The organism is Enterobacter sp. 168J2 (assembly GCF_034107265.1).
Classification (GTDB): domain Bacteria; phylum Pseudomonadota; class Gammaproteobacteria; order Enterobacterales; family Enterobacteriaceae; genus Enterobacter; species Enterobacter nematophilus.
In genome coordinates, this window is the sequence record NZ_JAWNEB010000002.1 from 119332 (window position 1) to 130978 (window position 11647).

Consider the following 11647-nt stretch of genomic DNA (forward strand, 5'->3'; position numbering starts at 1 on the left):
GCTAAACTGCATTACACATTCGATTTTACTGGAGGCATAATGGCCACGCTGAACGTCCGTCTGGATGACAAACTCAAAAACGAGGCTTATGCCGTGCTGGAAAAACTCAATATCACCCCAACGGAAGCCGTGCGGTTACTGTTTCAGTACGTCGCGGAAACGGGGCGTATGCCGGTGAAAACTGTCACCATCAGTGACAGTGAAGATGAATTGATACAGACAGTCCGGGAGCGGCTGGCGAATCCGCAAAAGGGAATTAAGGTTAGTCTGGATGATTTATGAACTGGAATTCGACCCGAGGGCTTTAAAGGAGTGGCATAAGCTGGGCGATACGGTGAAATGCCAGTTTAAAAAGAAACTTGCTGACGTATTAGTGAACCCCAGGATCGAATCGGCCCGCCTGCACGGCCTGCCGGATTGCTACAAAATAAAACTCAGATCCCAGGGTTATCGTTTGGTTTATCAGGTTCAGGATAACGTAGTAACGGTATTTGTTATCGCTATCGGAAAAAGAGAGAAATCAGCCGTTTATCATGATGCAAACAAACGGCTCTAACGATCATCTCAGATGATGCACTACCTGGTTACTGCTGCCGCGCCAGATCAGCATAGGGTCTTTTAAATCCTGCACGAACTTGCCGTCGACCATGACGTTAATCAAATCCACGACTTCCTTCTGAGCTGCATTCAGTTCTTCCAGCTTATATCCCGTCCAGACCCAGATATCTTTTCCCACACACTCGCGGCGAATGCGCTTCACCAGCTTCAGGATCTCCGGCACGTTTTGCGGGTGCAGCGGGTCGCCGCCGGAGAGGGAAATTCCCTGGCGTTTGATGCGCGTGTCGTTCAGGTCGTTGATGATTCGGTCTTCCATCTCGGCGGTAAACGGCATGCCGGAATTTACGCGCCAGGTGCTTTTGTTGTAGCAGCCGGGGCATTCGTGGACGCAGCCTGAGACGAACAGGGTGCAGCGGGTGCCGGGGCCGTTGACGATGTCGACGGGGTAGTATTGATGGTATCGCATAGAAAATGTCCAGAGAATGTGTGCGCGCTGATGCCCTCACCCCGGCCCTCTCCCACAGGGAGAGGGGGAAGAGTTCCCTCTCCCTTGAGGGAGAGGGGTAGGGTGAGGGGGAGAACCCTGCGCAGAACTTACCCTATCTGCCCATTCCCCAAATGCTTCACGCGGCGCTTCACCTCTTCCTGCTTGCCGGCGTTAAACGGACGCGCGTCCGGGCTGCCGAGATAGCCGCACACGCGACGGGTCACGGAGACGCGGGCCGCGTCGTGGTTGCCGCATTTCGGGCAGGTGAAGCCTTTGCTCGTACATTCGAACTCACCGGTAAAGCCGCACTCGTAGCACTCGTCGATCGGCGTGTTGGTCCCGTAATACGGCACGTGCTGATAGCTATAATCCCACACGTCTTCCAGCGCCTTCAGGTTGTGCTGGATGTTTGGGTACTCGCCGTAGCAGATGAAGCCGCCGCTGGCGATAGGCGGATACGCCTCTTCGAAGTCGATCTTGTCGTACGGGTTCACCTTTTTCTCCACGTCGAGGTGGAAGCTGTTGGTGTAGTACCCTTTGTCGGTCACGCCTTCCACAACCCCGAACTCGGCGGTGTCCAGACGGCAGAAGCGGTCGCACAGGTTCTCGCTCGGCGTACTGTAGAGGCTAAACCCGTAGCCAGTTTCCTCTTTCCACTGGTCAACCGCATCGCGCAGGCGCTGGACAATCGCAATGCCTTTTTCGCGCAGGGCCTCGCTGTCGTACATGTGCGTGTCGCCAGCCAGGGCGTTGATGGTCTCGTGAATGCCGATATAGCCCAGCGAAATCGACGCGCGGCCGTTTTTGAAGATCTCAGACACGTCATCGTCCGCCTTCAGGCGCACGCCGCAGGCCCCTTCCATGTAAAGGATCGGCGCCACGCGGGCTTTCACCCCTTCAAGGCGTGCGATACGGGTCATCAGCGCCTTGCGCGCCAGCTGCAGGCGTTCATCCAGCAGTGTCCAGAATTCAGCTTCATTGCCTTTGGCCTCCAGCGCGATGCGCGGCAGGTTCAGGCTGATCACGCCCAGGTTGTTACGCCCGTCGTGGATCTGCTCGCCGTTTTCATCTTCGTACACGCCGAGGAAGCTGCGGCAGCCCATTGGCGTTTTAAACGAGCCGGTCACTTTGACGACCTGATCGTAGTTAAGGATGTCCGGGTACATGCGCTTGCTCGCGCACTCCAGCGCCAGCTGTTTGATATCGTAGTTTGGATCGCCAAACTTGTGGTTCAGGCCGTCGCGGATGGCGAACACCAGTTTCGGGAACACCGCGGTTTTGCGGTTCTTGCCGAGGCCGGAAATACGGTTGCGCAGAATGGACTGCTGGATCAGGCGTGATTCCCAGCTGGTGCCCAGGCCAAAACCGAAGGTCACAAACGGCGTCTGCCCGTTGGCGGTGTGCAGCGTGTTCACTTCATATTCCAGCGACTGGAACGCGTCGTAGCACTCTTTCTCGGTGCGGGAGTGCGCGTAGCCGTCAACGTCCGGGATCTGCCACTCTTCCGCCGTTTTACGATGCTTGTTGAAGCTCGCCGTCACGAACGGGGCCAGCACTTCGTCAATGCGGTTAATGGTGGTCCCGCCGTAAATGTGGCTCGCCACCTGAGCGATGATTTGCGCCGTTACCGCTGTCGCCGTGGATATCGACTTAGGCGGTTCAATCTCGGCGTTACCCATTTTAAAGCCCTGGGTCAGCATGCCTTTCAGGTCGATCAGCATGCAGTTGAACATCGGGAAGAACGGCGAATAGTCGAGATCGTGATAGTGGATCTCGCCGCGCTCGTGCGCCGAGACCACGTCGCGCGGCAGCAGATGCTGGCGGGCATAGTGTTTGGCGACGATACCGGCCAGCAGGTCGCGCTGGGTCGGGATCACTTTGCTGTCTTTGTTGGCGTTTTCATTGAGCAGGGCAGAGTTGGTTTGCTCCACCAGGCCACGGATCTCCTGGTTCAGGCGTCCGCGCTTCTCGCGCTGCACGTCGCGATCGTGGCGATACTCAATGTAGGCGCGGGCTAACTGTTTGTAGGGGCCCGCCATCAGCTGGTTTTCAACCGCGGTCTGGATCTCGTTGATATCGACCTGGCTGCGTTCAGTCATCTGGCTGCTAACGACTTCTGCGACGGTGGCGCAGTAATCTGCGTCATCGACTCCCGCTGCTTTAGCTGCACGCAGAATGGCTTCCTGGATGCGCTCTGATTTAAACGGCACTTTACAGCCATCACGTTTCATCACATGCGGTGTCATGATCACTCCATTTTTAAAAACAGGTTATCCACAGAGGTGGAGAAGTATTCACCGGACGTATTCCCCGCCAGGCCAAAGACTTCCCGCGTTCCCAGCTCGTGTTATCCACAATTCCGGCCAGCGTAAGCGCCGTCTTGTTGTTGGAATAGTAGACGATTAATACAAGATGTTGGGTCGGCGTGCATTTTAAATTCTACATATAGTGATTTGCATCAAACAAGTTTGCGATTTATTTGATGCAGAACAAAGTAAAAACACGAGAGTACAAACGGCGGGCGCTTCAGCCTTTGTAAAGACGTGGAGGAAAAATCTGATTAATTATTCAACAAAAACAAGCGCTCAGCACGGCACGTGCTGAGCGCCGTTCGGTTAACCCACCGCGCAGGCCCAGCTCAATCCTGCCTGTAAAAAGGCTGCGGTAGCGATACTGCCCAGTATCACCGGAATGAGAAGGGATCGGTCGGGGGGCGCATCCTGTTTTTGAGGTTCTTCAGCACTGAGGGCGGACATCGCCTCTTCCCGGGTGCGCGCCGCCAGAAGCCGCTCGCGCACTCGATCTTCCGTCAATAAGCTGGTCAGCGTCGTCAGCAGCTGCATATGGGTACTGCCTGCTTCTGCGGGCGGAATGGCGAGCAGAAAAACCATTCTCACCTCTTCATCACCGTCCAGACCCGGCCAGCGTATCGGGTCGTCAAAAAGCGCCAGACAAAACGCCGCCTGCTGCACCGCCTCGCTTTTACCGTGCGGAACGGCGAGCGCTTCACCCAGCGCGGTAGGACCTTCGCTTTCACGTTGTAAAACGCTCTGGATAAACGTTTCTTCGTCGCTGATGATATTTCGCCCGGCGAGCGGTTCGGCGAGCCAGCGGATCAGCGCTTCAGGCGTACGGTGCGGCGGGTTGATAAAAACCAGATCGGGGTGCGTCAATGCAAGCAAGTTCATATTAAGCCTCCATCAAAAAATCGCAGGTTGCGGAAGGGGGGATTGCGGTTACTGGCTGCACGGGCTCTTCCAGATAGTTGATCTGACGAAGCCCTGCCAGCGCTGCCGGGACGGGAGCCGGCTGCGTCCCGGCGTTAAACACCCGGACGACCGTGCCATTCGACCGTTGCGCATGGGGCAGGGCAGACAGGACTAGCGGCTCTGGCAGGCTCAATAATGAGAATTCAGCCGGAAGCTGGCGGTCGGGCAGGCGCAACGCAAAGCGCTCAAGGCGGTGATCGAGCGAGTGTAATGATTGCCGCTGGTAGGAGAAGGGCTGCCCGGCCGCCTGATTTTCCAGCTGGCGAAGCGTGAGGTGGTCGGCGCTGTCGGCCAGTGCGACGGTAAATGAAAAGTGCAGCGGTTTCAGCAACTGGGCATCGGGGGTCTCAACCACCGTATTATTAATGCCCGACGCCCGGCCCGGCCGCCAGTCGAGATCGTTGCGCCCGAGCACGCCCGTCGCTTTAAACATCGTCAGGGCAATCGCCGCCGGTTCGCTACCAATGACCTGAAACTCCTTCATGCCGCGGCTATTTACTACCAGCGCTTTGCCCGCTTCCGCAACGGCAATAATGCCTTCGGTGGTTTCGATATCCACGGGCATCTCGCGATAGCGCTCCTGCCAGTTTTCACTCTCATACCCCGTTTCGCGCTCGATTATCGCGAAGGGCTGGGAGGCGATAGCGTGACGGGTGTGAATATCGCTGCCGATCAGTAAACGTAGCCGGTGATCGCAGTGGCTGTTTTCAAGCGTACTCTCGACATACAGGTTCGGATCGTCATGGCGTAATTCGCACGTCAGAAGAAGGGATAGCGGCGTTCGGGCGGTATCCTGACGGCCTGCGAGATCCTGCGGAAGATGCATCGTGGCTTCGACGACCAGCTTTTCGACAAGCGGCGTTTTCAGGCAGTCGACGAGCGTAAAATGGGAACAGCGCGTCGGCGCGTCGCCCGCAAGCGGCGAGAAATCGTAGCTATCGCCCGCGTCCGCGCAGTCTTCGAGGGTAAAGAAAGAGGGGATGCGCCTGCCGCTGCGCTTGTCTTTCAGGGTAAGCGTTCCGGCGTCCAGCGACAGCCGATAATGCGTATTCTCTATCTCGCTGCCCTTTACCTGTTCAGGCTGGCGGAACGGTGCAGGGTTATCTTCCACGTTAACGGTGAGATAGCCGACCGACGGCAGAACCGGGGTCTGCACCGCAACGTGCCAGCGGAAGTAAGGGGGAAGGGGCGTCTCACACTCGCCTTCGGCGGTAAGGGAGATCGCCGTTCCGCCGGGCAACACGTCTCTTTTCAGGACGTCGAAGGGGAGGGGCTGCCCCTGATACGTCAGCGCGATATTGTCAGCGCGGCTATAAAGCGTGGCTTTCACCACGCGCTGCGTTTGCGTGGCCAGCGGGTTGAAAATCATCACGTCGCCTTCCCGAGCGCAGGCGGCGGCCAGGGTTTTCACCACCAGATTCCACAGGCTGTGGCACAGCTGTTCGGTTTGCTCCAGCCGATGCAGAATGTCGCGGTTGGTGGCATCGCTGTTACAGCCGCCGATGGAGTCATGGGCATGGTTTCGCAACAGCTTCTTCCAGAGGGTATCGACCACTGACAGGTTGACCGGGATCCCCAGATGGCGCGCCATGGCGATTGTCGGCTCAAGCTGCCGCAGGATGAACTGCTCAACGTCATCATTTTTCTTTTTGATGTCGTATCGCACGGAGCCGATCGTTTTATGGATGCGGGTGTAGCGCGGCGATTTCAGCTCTCCTTCCCAGCGTTCAAACTGCTCACGCTGCGCGCGAAGAATGTCGACGTAGCGCTCCAGGGAACTGATGACGTAACGGTCCTCGTTCGGGGACTGTGCGCTGGCGACCTCAAGGATTTTCGGCAACGCCGGGTCGATGCTGACCTGATCGCCGCCGCAGGGCAGCAGCAGGTCGTTTATTCCGGCCCGCGAGCGCAGGAGATTGACCATCGGGTAGATTTTACCCTGCAGATGGCAGGGCTCCGAACGCATGTTTTTAGCCGCGCCATAGCCGAGCGCCATGGCGCAGGCGATAACGGTCGCCCCTGACGGCGCGCGCCAGAGGAACTGGCTGCTTTTAGCGTGCCTGTCGTGATCGATACCGCGCCAGAAGACGATGTTGTCGAGATTGCAGCCCTGCAAAATGGTGGGCATCTGCGCATTGTGGCCGAAGGTATCCGGAAGATACCCAACCTGCATGGCGTGCCCCAGCTTACGGGCAGAGAAGATGCCGTACTTGAGGTTGCGGATGATGGATTCGCCATGCACGTTGTAGGTGTCCGTCTGGGTATACCACGGCCCCACGAAAATCCTTTTCTCTCTGACCAGCGTTTCCAGCCTGGTGCGATAATCGGGATTGATGGCGAGAAAGTCCTCCACCACCGCCATCTGTCCGTCAAGGTGATAGCAGCTGTAAGCCGGGTCCTGCTCCAGCGTGTCGATGACGTCCGCAAAGTTATATGACGCCAGCACCATGCTGTCCTGACGGGTGAAATACCACTCCTGATCCCAGTGCGTGTGGGCAATGACGTGGATCTGATTCATGACGCTCCCCTTATCTGGCGTTCTTTGGGCTGACGTAAAGCACGCCCAGGGCGCAAATCAGTGCGCCAATAAAGACGCTCGCCAGGTAGCCCGCCACGTTGGTTGCCAGCGGCCAGCCCCAGATGGCCGGCAGCGGCAGCGTCTGCTTCACGCCGAGTGCAATGGCGACCAGCGCGCCGGCGACGGCACCGGCCATAAACACCGGGATCAGGCGTGGGTTTTTCAGGATGAACGGGATAGCGCCTTCCGAGATGCCGATAACGCCCAGCAATAGCGAGGTGCTGCCAACGGTTTTCTCTTCCCGGCTGAAGACATCCGGCAGGCCAAAGCGGCCATTGAGGAACGCGGCAAAGCCGACGCCAATAGAGGGGATGACGATCGAGAGTTCGCGGGCGGTTAAATCAAACGTCTCGCTTATGCCATTCAGGCCGAGCGCGACCGAGCCTGCCGCCTTGTTGACCGGGCCGCCCAGGTCGAACGCGGTGCCCGCGGCAATCATCGCGGAATAGAACCCGCGTCCGGTGTCACCCGCCGAGGTAAAAAAGACCACCATTAGCTGGTTAAGCGAGCCAAAAATCGGGTTGATTAAATATTCCATGACCATCACCAGCGTAATGGCGGTGATCAGCGGGACGATCAGCATGGTCTTAATGGTGGTCAGCTGTTGGCGGACGTGAATCGAATCATTGAGCCAGCGCACCAGGTAGCCCACAAAAAAGCCAATGCCGATCGCGCCGAAAAAGCCGGACGGCATAAAGCCTTCGATATCAAAGAAGCGCTTGTAGACTTCATCGGACATAATGCCGCCGATAAGCCCGGGGATCAGCGCCGGTTTGCCGGCAATGGAAAACGCCAGATACATGGCGAAAACCGGATACATGAACTTAATGGTCATAAAGCCCACTTTATCCAGCACGCTGAACGGCGAATGTTCAATGTTAATAAACTGGCCGGTAATTTTAGCCGTTGCCATCATCAGCCCGCCCATGACCACCACCGGCAGCATATAGCTGATGGCCGCCATGATATGGCCGATAAAAATCTGGTAAGCCGAACGCTGGAGTTCGTCTTCATGTACGACCGTGGTGACGTTTTTTTCCATCGCCAGCGCCTGACGCAGATAGCGATCGGTATGCTTGATCAGCTCTTGCGTACGGGTCTGAAGGTGGGGAATGTTTTCAAAGCGTTCGGCATCCTGAATGGGGACGTCGGTTGCCAGAATAATGGCCGTGGCGGAGGCGATATCCTGCTTCGTTAAGCGGTTTTTAACGCCGTCGCTGCCCTGCGTTTCAACCTTTACCTCGATGTTGTGCGCTTTAGCCCATGCAATAATTTTATTCGCCGCCATAAAGGTATGTGCAATGCCCGTCGGGCAGGCCGTTACCGCGACAACTTTTTGTTTCGTCATTGTCATAATTCCCTGGATGTGAAAACAGGGAAAGTATAAAGAGAACCTAAAACAGTTTTTAACGTTTGCTAATACTAATTACGTATCGTGATACGCGTAAATGCAATTGTGAAGCGCCTTCCAGTGACTATTTTCCTGGTATGTTAATATCATGCCGGGATTAAACAGGGTGTAATATATGAATTCATTCCAGGGAAGTGAGCGCTTGATATTTGAATACATTCAGCATCACGCGTGTAATATTTCTAATATATCGGCAAAAGAGATTGCCCGTGATACCTTTACGACAACAACGTCCGTGAATCGTGTGTGTAAAAAAATGGGGTATAAAAGCTATACCGAGCTTCGGTATCGTTTTTTACGCGATCACTTTACCCCTGCGCCTGTAGTGCCCGACGCGGGTCCGCAGGCGGACGACATTGTGGCGGAAGTGTCCAGGCTGCTCACCCATTCCAGCCATATCTATCTGTACGCACGGGGCGCCTCGCTTACCAGCCTCAACTACCTGTCGCGTTTTTTATCGCTGGCGAGCCTGCCGCATCTTATTTTGAATGACATGCACCAGCTGACACGGGTATCGAAGGGGACGCTGGTGCTGATCAGTAAATCCGGGGAGACGCAGTCGCTGATAGAAATGGCGCGAAACGCGCTGCGCAAAGGCTTAAAGATTATTGCGATTACCCGCCAGGGGTCGACGCTGGCGTCAATCTCAACGCTATGCTGGCCGTTACCGATCGACATTAGCGCAGTATCGCTGTATCAGCGGGAGGGGCAGCTTGAACTGTTAAGCGCCGTGGACCGTATCGGCTGCCGGCTGCTGCAGCACGATACGGTGTAGTCAGGCCGTCAGAGCTGCTTCACTATCCCCAGACGCACGGCATAATCATTTTCATGGTTGCCGTCATCGTTGATATAGGTTTTATCCAGCGATACCAGCTCGACGTAAGGCGTCCAGCCATCGTCGAGCTTGTAGTTGAACGCGACGGTATGCTCCCAGTAGGTATCATCCCCGGTTCCCTGATCGACATTATCCTGCCAGCGGAAGCGCGGGTTGTAGGACATACCGAATTTTCCAATGTTGTACGCGAACCAAATATCGAACTGGTGTGACTGGCGGCGGGTGTAGCCGCTGCCGTCGAGTTCTTTGTCGCTGTGCGCGTCATTGACGGTGTTATAACGGTAACGGGCGGAGAGGTTCAGACCGTTATCAAACGCTTTCCACCCCTGAATGAAGGGGCGGTAATGGGTATTGCTGGCGGTGAAAACCGTCACCATGCCAGGCGCTACGGCGAAGCCATTGCCCAGATCGAAGCGCCAGCGCGTTTCGATCTCCTGCGCCGCCTCCGTTAACCCTTTGTCGTCGGAGTTATATCGGTCGGTATCACCAAAAAAGGTGTCGTTGTGGTTTTGTGCGGCTTCAACGGAGAAGTAAAAACCGTTATTCGCCTGATGCATGACCTTAATACGAGAATCATTTACGTCTGAGCGCGTATTATGACCAAAGCGAAGGTCGACGGACGTATTTCCGCACCATCCCTGCGTGCTTAATAATAATGCGCTAATACACGTTGCTTTAATAATTGTCTTTTTCATAATATCCTGCCGAGGTTATTTAATTGGCAGGGCTATTTTTATTTTGGGTACGCCGTGATGTAAAAGTTATCGTCGTACATTTAGCGTATCGCTAAACATAAAAAAGGAGATACAGCATGCTGTATCTCCTGACGTTTATTCCTGCACCCACCAGATGGCTTCAAACGGGCGCAAGAGCAGCGTATCGGGACGGGAGGGGACGTCCTCATAGTTGCTGAGTGCGACCTGCCATTCGCCCTGTACCGGGTCCGGCTGCCACTGCTGGCGCTCGCGGCTCAGGCTCGCCACCACCATCAGCGTCTGGCCCTGCCACCGGCGGCGATAGCACCACAGGGAAGGGTGTTCAGGGAGCAGATCGTCGTAATCCCCCCACGTCAGCACCGGCAGGGTTTTACGCAGGCTAATCAACGACCGATAGGTGTAGAACACTGAATCCGGGTCGTCCAGCGCCGTACGGGCATTCACGGTTTCGTAGTTATCGCAGACGCCAATCCACGGCTCGCCCTCGGTAAAGCCCGCATTGTGCGTCGCGTCCCACTGCATCGGCGTGCGGCCATTGTCGCGAGATTTACTCGCCAGAATCGCCAGTAATTCATCCGGCTCGCGGCCGCTGGCGCGCAGTTCGGCGAACATGTTCAGGCTTTCCACGTCGCGGTAGTCGGTGATGCGGCTGAAGTGCGGGTTGGTCATCCCCAGCTCCTCGCCCTGATAGATATACGGCGTGCCCTGCATGCCGTGCAGCACCATGCCGAGCATCTTTGCAGCGTGAACGCGGTGTTCTCCTTCGTCGCCAAAGCGCGACACGATGCGCGGCTGGTCGTGGTTACACCAGAACAGCGCGTTCCAGGCTTTGTTGTGCATCCCCTGCTGCCAGTGGCGGAAAAGAGTTTTCAGCGCCACGAAGTCCGGCTTTGCCTTCGTCCACTTTTCGCCGCCGGGGTAGTCCACCTTGAGATGGTGGAAGTTAAAGGTCATCGACAGCTCGCGCCCGTCGAGCGACGCGTACTGCTGGCAGTTTTCCAGCGAGGTTGACGACATCTCGCCCACCGTCATCAGGTTGCGCGGGGTAAAGACGTCCCGGCTCATCTCCTGAAGATATTCGTGGATGCGCGGCCCGTCGGTGTAGAAGCGGCGACCGTCGCCAAGGGTGTCGTCCGGGAAATCCTGATCTTTAGAGATGAGGTTAATTACGTCCAGACGCAAGCCGTCCACGCCGCGATCGGCCCAGAACTCGCACACCTTTTTCAGCTCTTCGCGCACCGCCGGGTTTTCCCAGTTGAGGTCCGCCTGCTCCGGGGCGAAGAGGTGCAGATAATACTGCTCGCTCTCGGCGTGCCAGCGCCAGGCGTTGCCGCCAAACTTGGAGCGCCAGTTGTTGGGGAGCTGCTCCGGCGTGCCGTCGCGCCAGATGTAGAACTGGCGGTACGGGCTCGCTTTGTTCAGCGACTCGCGGAACCAGGCGTGCTGCGTGGAGGTGTGGTTAAACACCATATCCAGCACGATGCGAATGCCGCGTTCGTGCGCCCTGGCAACCAGCTCATCAAAGTCATCCAGCGTGCCAAAAGATGGGTCGATGGCGGTGTAATTCGCCACGTCGTAGCCGTTATCCACCTGCGGGGAGATATAAAACGGCGTCAGCCAGATGGCGTCGATGCCGAGGGTTTTCAGGTAGTCCAGGCGCTGGGTCACGCCGCGCAGATCGCCGGTGCCGCTGCCGGTGGTATCCTGGAAACTCTTTGGGTAAATCTGATAGATGACGCCGTTCTGCCACCAGTGAGGAAGGGTATTCATAGTGCGTTCCTGCAAATGCGAAG

10 protein-coding genes are annotated in these 11647 nt (G+C 56.5%); 3 read left to right on the forward strand and 7 right to left on the reverse strand.

The window, feature by feature from the left end; genetic code table 11:
• Positions 1–39: 39 nt before the first annotated feature.
• The gene (locus tag USG84_RS08660) at positions 40–282 is read left to right on the forward strand and encodes a type II toxin-antitoxin system RelB/DinJ family antitoxin (RefSeq protein ID WP_023331889.1); all 243 of its coding nucleotides are present in this window, start codon (positions 40–42) and stop codon (positions 280–282) included.
• Positions 272–556 (forward strand): type II toxin-antitoxin system RelE family toxin, encoded by a 285-nt coding sequence (locus USG84_RS08665; protein WP_151413015.1) that lies wholly within the window; start codon positions 272–274, stop codon positions 554–556. Before USG84_RS08660 ends, USG84_RS08665 begins: the two co-directional genes overlap by 11 nt.
• Before the next feature lie 3 nt (positions 557–559).
• On the opposite strand, the gene nrdG is transcribed toward USG84_RS08665, so the two are convergent.
• The 5 genes from nrdG to USG84_RS08690 all read right to left on the reverse strand — a co-directional run bounded on the left by nrdG (position 560) and on the right by USG84_RS08690 (position 8240).
• A complete protein-coding gene (gene nrdG / locus USG84_RS08670) occupies positions 560–1024 on the reverse strand; it encodes an anaerobic ribonucleoside-triphosphate reductase-activating protein (RefSeq protein ID WP_253540469.1) in 465 nt (154 codons plus the stop codon).
• Positions 1025–1152: 128 nt separating this feature from the next.
• Positions 1153–3291 (reverse strand): anaerobic ribonucleoside-triphosphate reductase, encoded by a 2139-nt coding sequence (gene nrdD, locus USG84_RS08675; RefSeq protein ID WP_253540472.1) that lies wholly within the window; start codon positions 3289–3291, stop codon positions 1153–1155.
• A 369-nt stretch (positions 3292–3660) separates the two neighbouring features.
• Positions 3661–4233, reverse strand: a complete 573-nt coding sequence (locus USG84_RS08680; RefSeq protein ID WP_151413567.1) for a fructose PTS transporter subunit IIA — start codon at positions 4231–4233, stop codon at positions 3661–3663.
• 1 nt (position 4234) lies between these two features.
• Positions 4235–6832: a glycoside hydrolase family 38 C-terminal domain-containing protein gene (locus tag USG84_RS08685; protein WP_320738239.1), complete on the reverse strand. Its 2598-nt coding sequence runs from the start codon at positions 6830–6832 to the stop codon at positions 4235–4237.
• A 10-nt stretch (positions 6833–6842) separates the two neighbouring features.
• Complete coding sequence (locus USG84_RS08690; RefSeq protein ID WP_071888285.1) at positions 6843–8240, reverse strand: PTS fructose transporter subunit IIC; 1398 nt, start codon at positions 8238–8240, stop codon at positions 6843–6845.
• A 178-nt stretch (positions 8241–8418) separates the two neighbouring features.
• On the opposite strand from USG84_RS08690, the gene USG84_RS08695 reads away from it, so the two are divergent.
• Entirely contained in the window at positions 8419–9078 is a 660-nt protein-coding gene (locus USG84_RS08695; protein WP_253540474.1) for a MurR/RpiR family transcriptional regulator, read from the forward strand.
• Between the two features lie 8 nt (positions 9079–9086).
• Here USG84_RS08695 and USG84_RS08700 read toward each other — a convergent pair whose 3' ends face one another.
• Positions 9087–9833, reverse strand: coding sequence for an oligogalacturonate-specific porin KdgM family protein (locus USG84_RS08700; protein ID WP_061099423.1), 747 nt, complete (start codon positions 9831–9833; stop codon positions 9087–9089).
• 135 nt (positions 9834–9968) lie between these two features.
• Positions 9969–11624, reverse strand: coding sequence for an alpha,alpha-phosphotrehalase (treC, locus tag USG84_RS08705; protein WP_151413568.1), 1656 nt, complete (start codon positions 11622–11624; stop codon positions 9969–9971).
• Between the last annotated feature and the right edge of the window lie 23 nt (positions 11625–11647).

Coding starts and splice junctions, on each gene's coding strand:
- USG84_RS08660 (WP_023331889.1), top strand. CDS start 40: ATGGCCACGCTGAACGTCCGTCTGGATGACAAACTCAAAAACGAGGCT.
- USG84_RS08665 (WP_151413015.1), top strand. CDS start 272: ATGATTTATGAACTGGAATTCGACCCGAGGGCTTTAAAGGAGTGGCAT.
- nrdG (WP_253540469.1), bottom strand. CDS start 1,024: ATGCGATACCATCAATACTACCCCGTCGACATCGTCAACGGCCCCGGC.
- nrdD (WP_253540472.1), bottom strand. CDS start 3,291: ATGACACCGCATGTGATGAAACGTGATGGCTGTAAAGTGCCGTTTAAA.
- USG84_RS08680 (WP_151413567.1), bottom strand. CDS start 4,233: ATGAACTTGCTTGCATTGACGCACCCCGATCTGGTTTTTATCAACCCG.
- USG84_RS08685 (WP_320738239.1), bottom strand. CDS start 6,832: ATGAATCAGATCCACGTCATTGCCCACACGCACTGGGATCAGGAGTGG.
- USG84_RS08690 (WP_071888285.1), bottom strand. CDS start 8,240: ATGACGAAACAAAAAGTTGTCGCGGTAACGGCCTGCCCGACGGGCATT.
- USG84_RS08695 (WP_253540474.1), top strand. CDS start 8,419: ATGAATTCATTCCAGGGAAGTGAGCGCTTGATATTTGAATACATTCAG.
- USG84_RS08700 (WP_061099423.1), bottom strand. CDS start 9,833: ATGAAAAAGACAATTATTAAAGCAACGTGTATTAGCGCATTATTATTA.
- treC (WP_151413568.1), bottom strand. CDS start 11,624: ATGAATACCCTTCCTCACTGGTGGCAGAACGGCGTCATCTATCAGATT.